The organism is Burkholderia sp. BCC1644, assembly GCF_902833225.1.
Classification (GTDB): Bacteria; Pseudomonadota; Gammaproteobacteria; order Burkholderiales; family Burkholderiaceae; genus Burkholderia.
The window spans coordinates 183,903-200,087 of the sequence record NZ_CADFEI010000014.1; the positions used below are offsets into that span (position 1 = coordinate 183,903).

Annotated in this window: 14 protein-coding genes and 1 pseudogene; 3 read left to right on the forward strand and 12 right to left on the reverse strand. The window is 68.4% G+C overall.

Features of this window, described 5'->3' with window-relative positions:
* Positions 1-10: 10 nt before the first annotated feature.
* The 4 genes and pseudogenes from HWX87_RS26315 to HWX87_RS26330 all read right to left on the reverse strand — a co-directional run bounded on the left by HWX87_RS26315 (position 11) and on the right by HWX87_RS26330 (position 4,390).
* A complete protein-coding gene (locus tag HWX87_RS26315) occupies positions 11-1,357 on the reverse strand; it encodes a glutamine synthetase family protein (protein ID WP_176050002.1) in 1,347 nt (448 codons plus the stop codon).
* 153 nt (positions 1,358-1,510) lie between these two features.
* Entirely contained in the window at positions 1,511-2,068 is a 558-nt protein-coding gene (locus tag HWX87_RS26320) for an XRE family transcriptional regulator (RefSeq protein WP_039360762.1), read from the reverse strand.
* 16 nt (positions 2,069-2,084) lie between these two features.
* Entirely contained in the window at positions 2,085-3,374 is a 1,290-nt protein-coding gene (locus HWX87_RS26325) for an FAD-binding oxidoreductase (RefSeq protein WP_176050003.1), read from the reverse strand.
* A 582-nt stretch (positions 3,375-3,956) separates the two neighbouring features.
* Positions 3,957-4,390 (reverse strand): annotated as a pseudogene (locus HWX87_RS26330) (hypothetical protein).
* 246 nt (positions 4,391-4,636) lie between these two features.
* Here HWX87_RS26330 and HWX87_RS26335 point away from each other — a divergent pair.
* Together HWX87_RS26335 and HWX87_RS26340 are read left to right on the forward strand one after the other, a co-directional pair.
* Positions 4,637-5,374 (forward strand): sulfite exporter TauE/SafE family protein, encoded by a 738-nt coding sequence (locus HWX87_RS26335; RefSeq protein ID WP_176050004.1) that lies wholly within the window; start codon positions 4,637-4,639, stop codon positions 5,372-5,374.
* 192 nt (positions 5,375-5,566) lie between these two features.
* Positions 5,567-6,508 carry a LysR family transcriptional regulator gene (locus tag HWX87_RS26340; RefSeq protein ID WP_176050005.1) on the forward strand — a complete coding sequence of 314 codons (942 nt, stop codon included), beginning with the start codon at positions 5,567-5,569 and terminating at the stop codon, positions 6,506-6,508.
* A 159-nt stretch (positions 6,509-6,667) separates the two neighbouring features.
* On the opposite strand, the gene HWX87_RS26345 is transcribed toward HWX87_RS26340, so the two are convergent.
* From HWX87_RS26345 to HWX87_RS26355, 3 genes are read right to left on the reverse strand one after another with little or no spacing between them, the layout of a single operon-like run.
* Positions 6,668-7,858, reverse strand: a complete 1,191-nt coding sequence (locus HWX87_RS26345; protein ID WP_176050006.1) for an FAD-dependent oxidoreductase — start codon at positions 7,856-7,858, stop codon at positions 6,668-6,670.
* Positions 7,855-8,025, reverse strand: a complete 171-nt coding sequence (locus HWX87_RS26350; RefSeq protein ID WP_059239601.1) for a rubredoxin — start codon at positions 8,023-8,025, stop codon at positions 7,855-7,857. The genes HWX87_RS26345 and HWX87_RS26350 overlap by 4 nt, the downstream gene beginning before the upstream one ends.
* A 19-nt stretch (positions 8,026-8,044) precedes the next feature.
* On the reverse strand, positions 8,045-9,100 hold the full coding sequence (locus HWX87_RS26355; RefSeq protein WP_176050007.1) for an aromatic ring-hydroxylating dioxygenase subunit alpha: 1,056 nt from the start codon (positions 9,098-9,100) through the stop codon (positions 8,045-8,047).
* A gap of 411 nt (positions 9,101-9,511) precedes the next feature.
* On the opposite strand from HWX87_RS26355, the gene HWX87_RS26360 reads away from it, so the two are divergent.
* Complete coding sequence (locus HWX87_RS26360; protein ID WP_176050008.1) at positions 9,512-10,891, forward strand: amino acid permease; 1,380 nt, start codon at positions 9,512-9,514, stop codon at positions 10,889-10,891.
* A 28-nt stretch (positions 10,892-10,919) separates the two neighbouring features.
* On the opposite strand, the gene HWX87_RS26365 is transcribed toward HWX87_RS26360, so the two are convergent.
* The 5 genes from HWX87_RS26365 to HWX87_RS26385 form a co-directional block, all read right to left on the reverse strand.
* Complete coding sequence (locus HWX87_RS26365; RefSeq protein ID WP_176050009.1) at positions 10,920-11,498, reverse strand: NnrU family protein; 579 nt, start codon at positions 11,496-11,498, stop codon at positions 10,920-10,922.
* Positions 11,499-11,767: 269 nt separating this feature from the next.
* Complete coding sequence (locus HWX87_RS26370) at positions 11,768-12,409, reverse strand: TfoX/Sxy family protein (RefSeq protein ID WP_176050010.1); 642 nt, start codon at positions 12,407-12,409, stop codon at positions 11,768-11,770.
* The gene (locus HWX87_RS26375) at positions 12,406-13,515 is read right to left on the reverse strand and encodes a malate/lactate/ureidoglycolate dehydrogenase (RefSeq protein WP_176050011.1); all 1,110 of its coding nucleotides are present in this window, start codon (positions 13,513-13,515) and stop codon (positions 12,406-12,408) included. Before HWX87_RS26375 ends, HWX87_RS26370 begins: the two co-directional genes overlap by 4 nt.
* Before the next feature lie 60 nt (positions 13,516-13,575).
* Complete coding sequence (locus HWX87_RS26380) at positions 13,576-15,030, reverse strand: M20 family metallopeptidase (protein ID WP_176050012.1); 1,455 nt, start codon at positions 15,028-15,030, stop codon at positions 13,576-13,578.
* 79 nt (positions 15,031-15,109) lie between these two features.
* Positions 15,110-16,180 (reverse strand): nitronate monooxygenase, encoded by a 1,071-nt coding sequence (locus HWX87_RS26385; protein WP_176050013.1) that lies wholly within the window; start codon positions 16,178-16,180, stop codon positions 15,110-15,112.
* Positions 16,181-16,185: the final 5 nt, after the last annotated feature.

Here is a 16,185-nt window from a genome sequence, read left to right on the forward strand (position 1 = left end):
CAGCATCCGCTTACAGAAACCACCGATACTCCCGCGCGCCGATCTCGTTGCGAAAATCCAGCTCCTCCTGCCGCTTGTTCTCGCAATACACCATCACGAACTCGCTGCCGAGCCCGTCGCGCACGGCCGCATGATCCTGCATCTCGGCGACGGCCGACAGCATCTCCTTCGGAAAATCGATCCCGCTGCCGCGATCCTCGTTGAGCGGCGCGATCGGCTCGAGCTTCGCGTCGAGCCCGTGCTCCATCCCGGTGAGAATCGCCGCAAGCACGAGATACGGGTTCGCGTCCGCACTCGCGAGCCGGTGCTCGATCCGCAGGTTGCGCGCGTCCGACTCGGGAATCCGGATGCACGCGTCGCGATCCTCGAAGCCCCAGCTTGCGCGGCTCGCCGCATTCACCATCGATCCGTAACGCCGGAACGCATTGTGATTCGGCGCGAACACGGGCATGCAATGCGGCAGCAGTGCAAGGCATCCGGCCACCGCGTGCCGCAGCGGCCGCTGCCCGTCCGCCGCCAGCAGGTTGCGCCCGGCTTCGTCGTAGAGGCTCACGTGCACATGCATCCCGCTGCCCGGCGCATGCAGGTACGGCTTGCCCATGAAACTCGCACGATAGCCGTGCTGCAACGCGACGCCGCGCGTGCTGCGGCAGAACAGCGCCGACCAGTCGGCCGCGCGCAGCCCGTCGTCGCAATGGCCGAAGTTGATCTCGAACTGACCGGGCCCGAGCTCGGCCGTGATCACGGTCGCGTCGATCCCCTGCGCGCACGCGACGTCGACCATCTCGTGCAGCACGTCGGAGAAGCGCGACAGCCGCTCGATATGCATGTTCGGCTGATCGTCTCGATCGTCGGACAGGCGGTCGCGCGGATACTGCGGCATCCCTTCCGCGAGCTGCGCGGCGAACAGGTAGAACTCGAGCTCGAACGCGACGACCGGCCGGATGCCGCGCCGCGCGAGCCGCTTCAGCACGCGCGCGAGCACCTCGCGCGGCTCGAACTCGACCGGCGAATCGGTGCCGTCGGTCGTGATCAGCATCTGGCCGAGCGGCTGCTTCTCCCAGGTCACCGGCTTCAGCGTGCCGGGGATCAGCCGGCGCACGGCGTCCGGGTCGCCGTCGTTGAAGCAGTAGTCGCCGATCTTGTAGAGCCCGCCCTGCGTGCCGAGCAGGATGCAATTCTGCGGCAGCTTCAGCAGCGAGCCGGCCGCGACCTTTTCGAGCGCATCGATCGGGTAGCGCTTGCCGTAGAAGTGTCCGGGCAGGTCGAGGCAGATCAGGTCGACATAACGGATCTCGGGGTGCGCCTGCCGGAATGCGCGGACCTCATCGACCAGCGCGGGAACGACGTCAGCCATGTCTCATCCTTTCCATGTCTTGGTATGGCGGTGCCGCAATGCGGCGAACCGGATTCGTGCGGCACGCCTGACGACGCACACCGCATTTCACTCAGTACTGCAAACAGGCTGCGTGGCGCGCCGGCCTTCGGCACTGCGCGCCACGCCGACAACTCAGGTGAATACCCAGATCACGCGCGTCGGCGCGTCGGTCAGGTTGGCGTAACGGAAGCGCTTGTGCGCGGGAAGCTGGAATGCATCGTTCGGGCCGAGCGTGACGGGCGTGTCGTCGCCGTCGACCCAGATCGTCAGCTCTCCTTCGAGAACGAAGCCGCCCTGCTCGTCGCTGTCGTCGACCGGCCGCTCGCCGCTGCTCGCGCCCGGCGCGAGATGGCTCTCGAGAATCGAGAAGCGCGCACGCATGTTCGGCGACACGAGGATGTCGGTAATGCCGGCCGCGTAATACACGGTGCGCCGTTCGTCGGGCCGCGTGACCCACGGCACGCTGCGCGGCTTGCTCAGGCTGTAGAAATACGTGGTCGGCACGCCGAGCGCCTCGCCGATCGCGGTGAGATCCGCGACCGTCGGGCGCGACAGCCCGCGCTCGACTTGCGACAGAAAGCCGACCGAGCGGCCGATCCGTTCGGCAAGATCGTTGAGCGTGACCTTGCGATGCTTGCGCAGGTCGCGGATCAGGATCGCCAGACTTTCTATCTCTTCCTGTTCGTTCATGACGGGTTCCGGTGGGTCAGACGGTATCGCGCAAACGGTACCAGGCCTTGCCGATCGCTTCCAGCGGCGCGGCGAGCCGGTCGCCGCCCGGGAAACGCGGATTGCGGATGCGCTGGTACTGCGCGAGCAGGCGTTCGTCGCCGAGCACGGCGTCGGCCACCGCGCGCGCGCCGGCGAGCGTCGGCAGCACGCCGTGCCCCGAAAAGCCCTGCAGCCAGAAGCGCTGCCCGTGGCGGCCGATGTCCGGCGTGCGGCGCATGCTGATGTCGATGTGTCCGCCCCACGCGTAGTCGAGCGGCACGCCGGCCAGCTGCGGGAACACGCGCTCGAGATGCGGTCGCGTCGCCGCCGCGATATCGGTGGGAATGCCGCCGAGGTACGTACAGCCGCCGCCGAACAGCAGACGGTTGTCGGGGCTCAGGCGAAAGTAGTCGGGCACGAACTGGTTGTCGATCACGCAACTGTTCTGCGGCAGTAGCGCCCGCGCGACGTCGGGCGCAAGCGGCGCGGTCGCGACCTGGTACGTGCCGACCGGCAGCAGCCGGCGCGCGAGATCGCGATCGAGCCGGTCGACGTACGCGTTGCACGCCAGCACGAGCACGTCGGCACGCACTTCGCCGCGCGCCGTGCGCGCGACGTAGCCGCTGGCCGTCTCGCGGCAGTCGAGCACGCGGCTCTGTTCGAAGATGCGGCCGCCCGCGCGCTCGATCGTCTGCGCGAGGCCGAGCGCGAGCTTCAGCGGGTTCAGGTGGCCGGCCTCGGGATCGTGCAGTGCCGCGAGATAGCGCGTGCCGCCGATCCACTCGGGCATCTCGTCACGGCCGATCACGCGCAGCCGGTCGTAGCCCCAGCGCTCGGCCGCCTCGTCGCGCGCCTGCGCGAGCATCGCGACGCGGCGCGGCCGCACCGCGGCCCACAGGCTGCCCGGCCGGTAGTCGATGTCGAAACCGTGCCGCACCGGCAGTTCGCGCACTTCGGCCGCCGCCCAGCGCATGCTGTCCCACAGCAGGCGCGCGCCGTCGCGGCCAAGCGAATCCTCGAGCGGCTGCATGTCGCACGACCAGCCGAGCAGCGCCTGTCCGCCGTTGCGGCCCGACGCGGCCCATGCGACGCGGCTCGCTTCGAGCATGACCACGCGCTTGCCGGCGAGCGCAAGGCGCAACGCCGTATGCAGCCCGCTGAAGCCCGCGCCGACAACGAGCACGTCGGCGTCGATGCGTTCGTCCAGTTCCGGACGATGCGGGATCGGCGCCGGGTAGGTGCCGGCGTAGTAGCTTGCGACGTGACGGTCGGACTGCACGAACATGCGGACTCCCGTGAAATTTTCGCCATGAAATTTCATGAAAAATTAGCACGGCAATTTCACGCAGGCAAGCGTGTCAGAAATCCGGTCCGATGAACCGGCATGGCGCCCTGTTTCGGTGGTTTCGGCTCGCGGACGCGATGTCGGCCGCTATCCGAGCCAGGATCGATTGCGCCGGAGTCATCCGCATGAATGGCGGCCGTCCGTGCCGGAGATCGTTTGAGAAGCCGGGACGTGGGAAAGATGATCGGCCGATCCCGGTGTCGCGCGACGCCCTCGGTGGGCTCGAACGCAGGATCGGCGAAGGCAGGATCGGGCACGTCGATGCGGCGCACGTGCTCGTCCCGATCCGGGCCGCCACACTGGCGTATGCGGATTTCACACCGCGGATGCAACGGTGCCCGGCCGGCCGGCGCTCGCGGTGAAGCGGCGCATTCGACGCGGCTCGACGCCCCCTCGGGGATCGGGTGCTCGATGCGCGGCGCATCGGAGGCGGAACGACGGATCGACCGCCGGGCCGCCGCCATCGCCGCTCATACCCGGCTGGTTACCCGGCGCCATCGGCACGCACCGGGAAACCAACGCTCAGTCGTTGTGCTTGTTGCGCTTCTTCTTGTGCTTGTTGCCGTGGTAGTGGTCGTTGGAACGGGAGTTGTTGCGCGACACGTGGCCGCCCAGCGCCGCGCCCGCGCCGCCGCCCACGGCTGCGCCGACGAGGCCGCCGGCCGTACCGCCCATCGCATTGCCCGCTGCGGCGCCCGCGCCGCCGCCCAGTGCGCCGCCGACAACGGCACCCGTGCGCTCGTGCTTGTTCGACGTGACCGCACCGCCTGCGCCGCCACCTACCGCGCCGCCGATGACCGTGCCCGTGCTGCCGCCGATCGCATTGCCGACGCCGCGACCGCGACGCCGCCCAGCGCGCCGCCCAGTGCGTTGTTCGTGTCGCCCGCCACGGCAGGCAGCGACACCACTGCCGTCGCACCGGCCATCACTGCCATCACACCCAGTTTCTTCAGCATCTGTCTGCCCTTCTGATTTTCGAGATATCGACAGGGGAATTTAGCACCATTCCGTTAAGCCTATCGTAATGAAGCGTTAAATCAGGCGCTTTCCGGGGCGGCCGTCACGCGCACCGCTTCACCGTCGCGCCGGGCCGCTCTGGCGCCAAGGGTCGGCGAAGAACGCGATCCTGCATTACCATCGGGCGTCCACCGCGCCTGCCCGCATCCGGCAAGCGGGCCTGCCACCTCTCTCGTCGCGCACCGATGCTCGCTCTCGTCATCCTCGCCGGTCTCTGGGCCGGCCTGCAGAACACCCTCGCCGGCGGCGGCTCGTTCGTCACGCTGCCCGCGCTGATCGTGTCGGGCATGTCGCCGCTCGCGGCGAACATCACGTCGACGGTCGCGCTGTTTCCCGCGCAGGTCACGACCGGCTGGGCGAGCCGAAAAATGGTGCGCGGCGCGGGCAAGCTGTCGTTTCGCGCGCTGTTCGTCATCAGCGTGATCGGCGGTGCGCTCGGCGGGTTGCTGTTGCTGAAAACACCTTCGTCGATCTTCTCGCGCCTCGTGCCGTGGCTCGTGCTGTTCGCGACAATCGTGTTCGCATGGGGCAGTTTCTTCCGCAAGCAGCGCGAAGGCGCGGCGCACCTCGGCACCGTCCCCGCCGCGATCTCGCAGTTCATGATCGCGATCTACGGCGGCTACTTCGGCGGCGGGCTCGGCTTCCTGATGATGGCCGTGCTGACGATGGCCGGCCTGTCGCCGCGCAACGCGATGTCGACGAAAAACGCGCTCGCGGGCGTGATGAACGCATCGGCCGTCGTGCTGTTCCTGACGTCGCCGCACCTGCACTGGCGCTCGGCGCTTGCGCTCGGTGGCGGCGCGATCGTGGGCGGGCTGCTCGGCACGTGGGCGCTGCATCGCGTGAACGAACGCATCCTGCGGATCGGGATCGTCTGCATCGGCGTCGTGCTGACCATCGGGTTGTTCGTCAAGCCGATCTGACGCGGAAACGGCCGGCCCCGGCGCACCGGCAACCGCTCCGCGGCCATGGCGTCGCGAACATAGACGCGATATCCGATCCGTTATGAGGTCCGCCGCGCAAGGGCCGCCGCGGCCGCCTCGGCGATTCGCTCGATTGACGCTCGAAATATCGCTGCGTATACATCGGTGAACGATATCCCCACGGCAGCCGGCATGTCCCGATACGTCATCGACGCCCATCTTCTGAAGATTCTTCATACGCTCATCACCGAATCGAGCGTCTCGCGAACCGCTGTCCTGCTCGGGCAATCGCAACCGACCATCAGCGTCGCGTTGCGACGGCTGCGCGCGATCACCGGCGATCCGCTGCTGGTGCGCAGCGGCAGCCGGATGGTGCCGACCAGTCATGCGCTGACGCTCGTCGAGCCGCTCGACCAGGCGCTCGCCGGCATCGCGGCCGTGCTGAATCCCGCGAGCACGTTCGATCCCGCCACGACACGCCGCACGTTCCGCATCGGCTCACCCGACTATCTCGACGTGTTCTTCCTGCCCGCGATCGTCGATGCGTTCAAGCACGAGGCGCCCGGCGCGCGCATCGAGTTCCAGCACCTGATGACGGTGGACGGCGGATACGAACACGCGCTCGAAAGCGGCTCGCTCGACCTGGCGGTCGGCAACTGGAGCACGCCTCCGCAGCAACTGCATCTGCAGCCGCTGTGCCGCGACGATCTCGTGTGCGTGCTGCGGGACGATCACCCGATCGGGCACGGCCGGCTCACCGCAGACGTCTACCGCGAAGCCGACCATCTCGGCGTGACCACCCATCATGCGACCGGGCTCGGCACCATCGACCGCGAACTCGCGCGCGGCGGCCTGTCGAGAAACGTCACGACGACGATGCCCTATTTCGGCATGGCGCCCTATGTGCTGATGCGCTCGAACCTGCTGTTCACGACGACGCGCACGCTCGCGATGCACTTCTGCAGCCTGCTGCCGCTGCGCATCGAGCCGATTCCGTGCGCGCCGCAGGCGTTGATCTACTACCAGCTCTGGCACGACCGCTCGCATCGCAGCGCCGCCGCCGTCTGGTTGCGGCGCCTCGTGTCCGGCGTCGCGAAAAAGCTGGTGCCCGAAAGCGCAAGCCATCCGCGTTGAAAAACAAAAAAGCCGCGAGCAAACGCTCGCGGCAAAGAACGAACGGATCCGCGCAACAATGCGCGGGCCGCGTCCGCGACAGGGGTCGGTCAGCGAAGAGGCTGCCTGTCGAAGGCGCATCTGGAGAAGCGCCTTGTCAGGATCGGCGCGACGCGCGGGCTAATTCGCCGCGTCGTCGGCCATCGTCTTCAGCAGTGCGGCTTTTTCCGCCGTTGCCGCATCGAGCAGCGCGAAGCCCGTGAGACGTCCGGAATCGGGATCCGCGCAGAGCGCACGTGTCGCGTGCGGCACGTCGCCGATCCCGACCTCCGTGGTCCAGCGGCCGCCACCGTCCACCGCGACGACCACCGCAGGAATTGCCGGTGTCTTGACGACGATCGGCATCACCGGAAATGCCACGCGGGTCGGCGTGCCGTGCAGGCACCTCGCAAGCGCGCGGGCCGCGTGCATGATCGGCAGTACATAGGGCCGGACACGCCCGTCGATCGCCGCACAGTCGCCGAGCGCGTAAATGTCCGGTGCGCTGGTACGGCACCACGCGTCGGTCACGATCCCGTCCGCGACGTCGAGCCCCGCCTCCTGCGCCAGCGCGATTCTCGGCGCGAGTCCTATCGCCGATATCACGAGGTCGGCCTCGACGTGCCCGCCGTCCGAAAGCGCGAGCCGGTACCCGCGCGCCTGGCGGGCAATCGACTGCACGCCCGTGCCGAGCCGCAGGTGCACGCCCGCGTCGCGCAGCGCCTGTCCGAACACGCGCCCGGCCTCTGCCGGCAGCAGACGCGACAGCGGCGTGTCGGCGGGATCGATCACCGTGACCGTCAGCCCCGCCGCGATCAGGTCGTTCGCGAACTCGCAACCGATGAGCCCCGCGCCGAGCATCGCGACCGAGCGGCAGTCGCGCAGGCCGCCGTGAAAACGTGCGTAGTCGGCCAGGTCGTTGATCGACAGGACATCGGCCGCGCCATCGCCTTCGCAACGCACACGCCGCGCGTCCGCACCGGTCGCAAGAACGAGCGCGCGATAACGCTGCACGTCGCCATCGTCGAGCACGATCTCGTGCTTCGCCGAATCGATCCGCCGCACGGCGCAGTGCGTCCGGATGGTGGCGCGCAACTGGTCCGCCATCGTCCGCGCGTCGGACATCGCCAGTTGCCCGGGCGTCTTGCGCTGCGCGAGCGCGTTCGACAGCGCCGGCTTCGAATAGAAGCTGCCGTCGTCGCGGCTGATCATCACGAGCGGCGTGTCGACGTCGAGCTTGCGCCACTCGCGCGCCACCGTATAGCCGGCGAGGCCCGTGCCGACGATCACGACCGGCTCGCGCCCGTTCACCGAGGTTGCGTTTGCATTCATGCCGGCACCACCTGCATGTCGAAATCGTGCTTGCCGGTTGCGCAGTCGGGGCACATCCAGTCGTCCGGCACGTCTTCCCAGCGGGTGCCGGGCGCGATCCCGTGCTGCGGCAGGCCTTCGGCCTCGTCGTATCGAAACCCGCAGATCACGCATTCCCAGATCTTCATCGTCTCTCCCGTGCGCGGCTCAGCGCGCATAAGCCTGACCGAGCCCGAGTTCGCCGAGCGCGCGCCGATACGCGCCCGACGAACGATCGGCGAGGATCGGCGCTTCGTGCGCGCGATCGATCGGCAGATCTTCCGGGCACTGCTGCTCGACGATCTCGCGATCTTCCTCGAAGACCTGGCGATTGAATGCATAGACGTCATCGAGCGGCAGATCGTGATCGAAGTTGCGCGCGATCGGCACGAACAGGCGCGTGAGTCGCGCCGAAACGGGGCTGGCCGCGTTCAGGATCGCGAGCCGGCCGCCCTCCGGAAAATGCACGGTGAGGCGCGCGAAAAAGGGCACGTCGACCTCGAATACGCGCCGCCACAGAAAACCCTCGGGCGCGCGATGCTGCATCGACTTCGGAAAATTGCTGACCGTGCTGACGTATTCCGCATGCAGACCGTTGTCGCGCCGCTCCACCGAGTACTGCGGCACGACCGGATTGCGGCGGTCGGCGAAGCTCTCGTGATGAATCCACGCGAAGTGCGCGACGTCGATGAAGCCTTCGGTCTGCCGGCCGGCCGACGCGCGGATATCGATCGACGGCGGCAGGATCTGCTGGAAGCCTGCCGTGTCCCACGCGGGGAAATCCGGCAGCGGCAGTTCGCCGCCGCCCAGCGACACCCACACGAGCCCGTATGCCTGCTGCGCCGCATAGGTCGTCAGGCACAGGCGCTCCGGAATCGGGCCGTCGGGCTGCGACGGAATGCGCACGCATTGGCCGTCGGCCGCATATTCGAGGCCGTGATACGGGCACACGAGCCGGTCGTCGACCACCCAGCCGCGGCTCAGCGGCGCGCCGCGGTGCGGGCACACGTCGCGCGCGGCGACGATCGCGCCGCCGGAGCGAAACAGCACGACGCGCTCGTCGAGCAGCGTCACGGCGAGCGGACGGTCGGTCACGTCGCTCGCGAATGCGACCGGATGCCAGTAGCGGCTCAGGATTTCCCAATCGTGCACGTCGAACGTGCAATGGCGGGGTGGAACCGGCGCGCGTGACCGCGTCAGCGGCACGACATGGGTAGGCGTCATTCGTGTCTCCATGGAAGCGTTGTCGTCGACGCGGCCACCGTCGAACCTGCCGACGTCACCGCGTGGAAACAACGATATAGAGAGACCGCCGCCGCGCCCATCGCCGCGCGTCCATGTAGTTCATGTCGACGCGGGCATGGACGAACCGGCAATTGATGAGCAAACCGCAAGACGTCTTTCGCATATCTCGTTTGCCGCCGCGGCGGTGTCCGCCCACAATCGGGGGCTGCCATCGTCATCGCCCTCTCGCGGGCACCGACCGGCACACCGTGGCCGTCATTCCGATTCACCGCCGGCGGCCCGGCACATCGCGTCACACACGCTCCCCCGACATCGGCGCCCCCGCGGCGGCACACCGTTGCCGCCGCACCGCGCGATGCGTTCCAGGCCAACAATAACTAGAGGTAGGAGATGCAGGACAACTCTTTGAGGCAAAGCCTCAAGCAACGGCACATCACGATGATCGCGCTTGGCGGCGTGATCGGCGCGGGCCTGTTCGTCGGCTCCGGCGCCATCATCGCGACCGCCGGCCCCGCGGCCATCCTGTCGTACCTGATCGGCGGCGTGATCGTCACGCTGGTCATGTTCATGCTCGGCGAAATGGCGTCGCGCAATCCCGACAGCGGATCGTTCTCCACGTATGCGAGCAGCTATCTCGGCGAATGGGCCGGCTTCGCGGTCGGCTGGCTGTACTGGTTCAAGTCGATGATGACGATCACCGTCGAGGCGATCCTGCTCGGCGCGATCCTCCACGATTTCCTGCCGTGGCTGCCGATCTGGGGCGGCGCGCTGTTCATGCTCGTCACGCTGATCGCGAGCAACGCGTATTCGGTGCGCTCGTTCGGTGAAGCCGAATACTGGCTGTCGTTCGCGAAGGTCGCGACGATCATCGTGTTCATGGCGCTCGGCGCGTCGATCCTGCTCGGCTTCCAGCCGCGCATTCCCGCACCGGGAATCGTGAACCTGACGGATCACGGCGGCTTCATGCCGAACGGCATCTCGCCCGTGCTCGCCGGCGTGATGGTCGTGATCTTCTCGCTCGGCGGCAGCGAGATCGCGGCCGTGGCCGCGGGCGAATCGGAGAACCCGAGCAAGAACGTGATCCGCGCGATCAAGAGCGTGATCGTGCGCGTGATGGTGTTCTACGTCGGCTCGGTGTCGATCCTGATCCTGTGCATGCCGTGGACCGACAAGGCCAACCTGAAATCGCCGTACGTGTCGCTGTTCAGCATGGCCGGCTTCACGGGGGCGGCCGTTGCGATGAAGATCGTGCTGTTCGTGTCGTTCATGTCGGTGATGAACTCGTTCCTGTTCTCGAACTCGCGCATGCTGTTCTCGCTGAGCCAGCGCGGCCACGCACCGGCGATGTTCGGCCGCACCAACGCGAAAGGCGTGCCGATGAACGCGCTCGTGCTGTGCCTCGCGATCTGCGTGTCGATCCTCGGCGTGCACTTCGTGAGCGGCGGCGACCTGTTCCTGATGCTCGCGAAGAGCAGCGGCGCGTTCGTGATGATCGTGTGGATCTTCATCATCGCCGCGCACTTCGCGATGCGCCGGCAGATGAAGCACGAGCAACGCGACCCGGCGGCGTTCCGCGCGTGGTTCTATCCGGTGTCCAACTGGGTCGCGCTGCTGGCGCTCGTCGCCGTGCTCGGGTCGCAGGCGTTCAACCCGGATTCGCGCTTCCAGTTCTGGTTCACGGTGTCGACGGCGCTCGCGATCGTCGCGGCGTACTTCCTGCGGCGCAGGCAACCGTCGTTCGGGCAGGCGTCCGGCGCGAAGGTGCGCTGACCGGCGGCCGGCGGCCCGGCGTGCGCGTTCAGCCGAACGGTCGCACGCCGATCAGCGGGCCATGCAGGAACAGCGCGAACACGGCCCAGACGACGAGGCCGCCCAGCACGGCGGCGACGTCGCCCGACAGCCCGCCGGCCGGATAGCGGACACCGTCGCGGCGGTCGCGCGCACGCGACACGACGAAATCGACGATCGACCACACGAAGAACGCGCCGAACAGCACGACCGCATGCACGGTGCCGTTCACGAGCAGGTGCGCAACGGACCAGACCATCACGCCGGCCAGCATCGGGTGTCCGACGAGCGTCTTGATCCGGTTGCGCGGCACGTACGACGCGGCGATCAGCACGAACGCGACCGCGGTCAGCATGCCCGTCAGGTGGCGCACGCCGACCGGCGACACCCACAGCAGCGTCGCGCCCGCGCGTGCGATCCCGTACCCCCAGATGATCAGCACGAAGCCGACGATCGACGCGATCGAATAAGCGCCCTTCCAGCCCTTCTCGCCGATCCGCTCGATCGTCGCGGAGCGCCAGCCGTCGGCGACGATCCGGATCGAGTGCACACCGAGGAAGATCGCTAAACCGAGAATCAGGACGAGCATCGACTGTCTCCGTCTGGAATGATGAGTGGGGAAACGTCCCGTGCGGCGTACGATGCGCCGTTCACGGAGCCGGCGGCGAGGCCGGCGCGGGCCGCGCCGGGCACGGGCGCAACCCGCGCCGATCATAAACGCCAAGGCTGCCGTTGTGAAGCATGCAGGATGTGCGGTGCGTCAAGCCTGGCGCTTTCGCGCACCCGTCGCGCGGCAACGGGCACGCCTGAAAGAAAGGAAAGGGAACGTCGCGGGGCGATCGCCTCGCAAGACCGGCGCTATGCCGGTTTGCGCTTGGCCGGGGGTTTCGATGCCGGTTTCGATGCCGGTTTCGGCGTAGGTTTCGACGCCGCTACCGCGATCGCTTTCGGTTTCGGCGTAGGTTTCGTTGCCGCTACCGCTTTCGGCTTCGGCGCCGGTTTTGGTGCCGGTTTTGGCGCAAGCTTCGGCGTGGATTTCGCCGCCGCCCTGGATGCCGTCTTCGGCGCCGGCTTCACCGCACGCTTCGATGCGGATTTCGGCGCCGCCGTGGATCCCGTCGCCGACACCGGCTTAGGGACGGCCCTCGCCTTGCGCTTCGGCGGCCCCGCCAGCAGCGCCGCGCGATACGCGCCGCGGCACCAGTCGAACAGCGCGCCCGCATCCTCGAGCACGTCGGCCGGCGTTTCGTAGTAGCCCTCGAGCGCAACGGTACGCGTCGGCCTTGCGTACGAGAACGGCCCCATGCCCGCCGCGACGAACGCCGGGCGATTCACGTCGTCGACACGCAGGAACAGCGACCCGCGCGACATGAAGCCGAACATCACGCCATCGAGCCGCAGCGCCGCCCCGCTGAAGAACCGCGCGACCCCGACCACGCCGAGCGGAGCAAGCTGGTACGCGATCTCCTCGCCGTGCGCCTTCTCCGACTGCCAGCTCATGCGGAAGCCTCACAGCGCTGCGTCCATGCATCGAGTTCGGCTGCGTCGAAACCGACGGCCGTCGCACTCTCGCGAATCTGCCGCCACGTTGCGCGGTCGACCGGAATGCCGGTGGCCCCGCGTGCGGCGCGGCTGGCGTCCTCCGGCTCGCCGGGCACCTGTACCGGCGCATCGCCGGCCTGCGGCGACGCCTTGGCCCATGCGACGAACGCATCGGCTTCGCGCTCGGCGTCGGCCGCGTCGAACGCGTTCGGATCGATCAGCACCGACAGCATCCCGTTGACGATCGCACTGGTCTTCTGCAGCGTATCGCCGTACGTCGTATGCCCGCCGACCAGCGCGCCGCCGAAGATCTCGCACATCGCCGCGAGCGCATACCCCTTGTGCAGCCCGAACGGCAGCAGCGCGCCGAACGGTTGCTCGTGCATCACGGCCGGATCGTCGGTAGGCTGGCCGCGATGGTCGATCAGCGACCCGGCCGGCACGCGCTTGCCCTGGTTGTAGGCAACACGCGTCTTGCCGTACGCGATCGCGCTCGTCGCGAAGTCGAGCAGCAGCGGCGGCTTGCCCGCCCGCGGGTACGCGGCGCAGAACGGATTCGTGCCGAAGCGCGGATCGGTGCCGTGCAGCGGCGCGACCAGCAGGTCGCCCGGCACGTTGACGAAATGGAACGACACGAGCCCCGAGCGCGCACACTGCTCGGCCCAGTGCCCGATGCGGCCGAGGTGGTGGACGTCGCGCAGCCCGATCGCGCAGATCCCCATGCGCCGCGCGCGCTCGATCCCTTCGACCATCGCCTCGAACGCGATCACCTGGCCGAAACCGCGCCCGCCGTCGATCGTCAGCACCGCGCCGCCGTCGCGGACGATCGACGCGTGCCCGTTCAATTGCAATTGCCCTTCCCGCCACGACGCGACGTAGTTCGGGATCATCCCGATCCCGTGCGAATCGTGGCCCGCGAGATTCGCGCCGACCAGGTGATCGGCGACGAGCCGCGCCTCACGCTCGCTGCTGCCGGCCCGTTCCCAGAGCGCCGCGACAAAGGCATGCAGCGGTTCGGCGCGCATGCGCAGCGGTTCGGTATCGGGCGTCGGCAGTGCGGTCATCGGCAACACTCCATCAGGTCGGATCGGGTCGGGCAATCGGTACGTCAGGCGTAGCGACGATCAGCGCGCGGTCGCGATCACGTGGGCAACGGCCGCGGTCAGTTTCTTCGCGTACGGCACGTGCAGGAACTCGTTCGGGCCATGTGCGTTCGACTTCGGCCCGAGCACGCCGCACACCATGAACTGCGCGGACGGGAAGCCTTCCTGCAGCACGTTCATCAGCGGGATCGTGCCGCCGAGGCCCATGTATGCGCAGTCGGCGCCGAAGTGGCGGCGCGAGGCGGCATCGAGCGACGACGCGAGCCACGGTGCGAGATCCGGTGCGCTCCAGCCGGTCGCGGCGCCCGCGTCCGGCTTGAACGTGACCTTCGCGTTGTACGGCGGATCGAGTTCGAGCAGTTCTTTCAGTTGCTGCACGGCCTGCGCGGCGTCGACGAGCGGCGGCAGGCGCAGCGACAGCTTGAACGCGGTGCGCGGTCGCAGCACGTTGCCGGCATCGGCGAGTGCCGGCATGCCGGCCGCGCCCGTGACCGACAGCGACGGACGCCACGTCGAATTCAGCAGCGCCTCGCGCGGATCGGTCGTGGTCGGCAGCACGGGCTTGCCGTCCGCGCCGCACGCCCACGGCAGCCCCTTCCACACCATGTCGCCGAGAATCGCGGCGGCCGCCTCGGCTTCGCGCACGCGGCTCGACGGAATCTCGCAATGGAACACGCCCGGCAGCAAGTTACCGTTCTTCGCATCCTCGAGGCGTTCGAACAACTGGCGCATCACGCGGAAGCTCGACGGCGCGATGCCGCCGTAGACACCCGAGTGGATGCCTTCTTCCAGCACCTCGACCTGCAGGTCGCCGGACACGAGGCCGCGCAGCGACGTGGTGAGCCACATCTGGTCGTAGTTGCCGGCGCCCGAATCGAGACACACGACGAGCGACACCTGGCCGAGCCGGTCGCGCAATGCATCGACGTACGGCAGCAGGTCGTAGCTGCCCGACTCTTCGCAGGTCTCGATCAGGCCGACGCAGCGCGGCCGCTCGATGCCCTGCTCGTCGAGCGCGCCGAGCGCCGCGAGGCTCGCGTAGATCGCATAACCGTCGTCCGCGCCGCCGCGGCCGTACAGCTTGCCGTTCTCGAACTTCGGCGTCCACGGGCCGAGATCCGCGCGCCAGCCGTCGAATTCGGGTTGCTTGTCGAGGTGGCCGTACAGCAGGATCGTGTCGGTGCTGCCCGAGCGCGTGGCGGGCGTCTCGAAGAAGATCACCGGCGTGCGGCCCGGCAGGCGCACGATCTCGAGCTTCAGCCCCTTCACGGGCTGCCGTTCGGCCCACTGCGCGGCGTCGGTTACGACGCGCTCGAGATAGCCGCGCTTCTCCCAGTCGGGATCGAATGCGGGGCTCTTCGCGGGAATCGCGATGTAGTCGGTCAGGGCGTGGAGGATTTCATCGTTCCACTTGCGCTCGATGAAGGTAACGAGCTTGTCATGGTCGAGGACGGGGGTAGTGTCGACGGAAGTCATGGTGGGGGTGCCTGGATCGGGCTGACGAAAACCCAGATCATACGCCGATGCTCCCCCGCCGGCGCCCCCTCCCGGCCGTTCAGCCGACCTTCGGGAACGCGTCGCGCAGCCCTGCCGCGCAGGCCAGTGCATCGTCCCACAGGCGGCGCGTCAGCGCACCGGCATCCTCCTCGCGTGCGAGCGCGGCGGCCTCGCCCGACCATAGCAGCGAGAAATCGTCGCGGCCCTGCCGCTCGAACGCGCCGCGCAGCGGATCGACCGCGGCCGTCGCGAGCGGAAACGCAGGCGCGAGCGCGCTCATCGGCCCCTGCTCGCGCATGAAGCGCGTCAGCAGCCCGCGCGCGGGGCGGCCCGTGTACAGGTTGGTCATCCGCGTCCCGTCGTCGCGTGCGGCACGCACCGCCGCGCGATGCCGGGCCGAGCGACCGGCCTGCGGCGTCAGCAGGTAAGCGGTGCCGATCTGCACCGCGCGTGCGCCGAGCGCGAACGCCGCCGCGATGCCGCGCCCGTCGGCGATCGCACCGGCCGCGATCACCGGCGCGCGCACCGCGTCGACGATCTGCGGCAGCAACGCGAACAGGCCCGGTTGCGCATGGATGTCGTCGGTCAGGAACATCCCGCGATGGCCGCCGGCCTCCGCACCCTGCGCGACGATCGCGTCGACGCCGCGCGCATCGAGCCAGCGCGCTTCCTCGACGGTCGTCGCGGACGAAACAACCAGCGCGCCCGTGCATCGCACGCGCTCGAGCAACGTATCGTCCGGCAGCCCGAAATGAAAACTCACGACGGCCGGCCGCAGCTCCTCGACAACCGCGCACATCGCATCGTCGAACGGCGCGCGGCCGGGGCCGCCCTTCACGCCGGCCGGATCGAGCCCGGCTTCCGCGTAGTAGCCGGCGAGCGCCGCGCGCCAGCGCGCATCGACCTCGGCGTCGGGCGCGGGCGGCGCATGGCAGAAGAAGTTCACGTTGAACGGCGTGGGCGTGTGCGCGCGGATCGCCGCGATCTCGTCGCGCAACTGCTGCGGGCCGAGCGCCGCGCACGCGAGCGAACCGAGCCCGCCGGCTTCGCACACGGCGATCGCGAGCGGGCTCAGCGAGCCCACCATCGGGGCCTGGATCAGCGGCAAACGGGAAGGCAGTGTCGTCATCGGAA

Excerpts from the sequence above, each read along its gene's own strand:
- HWX87_RS26315 (WP_176050002.1), bottom strand. The coding sequence starts at position 1,357 with ATGGCTGACGTCGTTCCCGCGCTGGTCGATGAGGTCCGCGCATTCCGG.
- HWX87_RS26320 (WP_039360762.1), bottom strand. The coding sequence starts at position 2,068 with ATGAACGAACAGGAAGAGATAGAAAGTCTGGCGATCCTGATCCGCGAC.
- HWX87_RS26325 (WP_176050003.1), bottom strand. The coding sequence starts at position 3,374 with ATGTTCGTGCAGTCCGACCGTCACGTCGCAAGCTACTACGCCGGCACC.
- HWX87_RS26335 (WP_176050004.1), top strand. The coding sequence starts at position 4,637 with ATGCTCGCTCTCGTCATCCTCGCCGGTCTCTGGGCCGGCCTGCAGAAC.
- HWX87_RS26340 (WP_176050005.1), top strand. The coding sequence starts at position 5,567 with ATGTCCCGATACGTCATCGACGCCCATCTTCTGAAGATTCTTCATACG.
- HWX87_RS26345 (WP_176050006.1), bottom strand. The coding sequence starts at position 7,858 with ATGAATGCAAACGCAACCTCGGTGAACGGGCGCGAGCCGGTCGTGATC.
- HWX87_RS26350 (WP_059239601.1), bottom strand. The coding sequence starts at position 8,025 with ATGAAGATCTGGGAATGCGTGATCTGCGGGTTTCGATACGACGAGGCC.
- HWX87_RS26355 (WP_176050007.1), bottom strand. The coding sequence starts at position 9,100 with ATGACGCCTACCCATGTCGTGCCGCTGACGCGGTCACGCGCGCCGGTT.
- HWX87_RS26360 (WP_176050008.1), top strand. The coding sequence starts at position 9,512 with ATGCAGGACAACTCTTTGAGGCAAAGCCTCAAGCAACGGCACATCACG.
- HWX87_RS26365 (WP_176050009.1), bottom strand. The coding sequence starts at position 11,498 with ATGCTCGTCCTGATTCTCGGTTTAGCGATCTTCCTCGGTGTGCACTCG.
- HWX87_RS26370 (WP_176050010.1), bottom strand. The coding sequence starts at position 12,409 with ATGAGCTGGCAGTCGGAGAAGGCGCACGGCGAGGAGATCGCGTACCAG.
- HWX87_RS26375 (WP_176050011.1), bottom strand. The coding sequence starts at position 13,515 with ATGACCGCACTGCCGACGCCCGATACCGAACCGCTGCGCATGCGCGCC.
- HWX87_RS26380 (WP_176050012.1), bottom strand. The coding sequence starts at position 15,030 with ATGACTTCCGTCGACACTACCCCCGTCCTCGACCATGACAAGCTCGTT.
- HWX87_RS26385 (WP_176050013.1), bottom strand. The coding sequence starts at position 16,180 with ATGACGACACTGCCTTCCCGTTTGCCGCTGATCCAGGCCCCGATGGTG.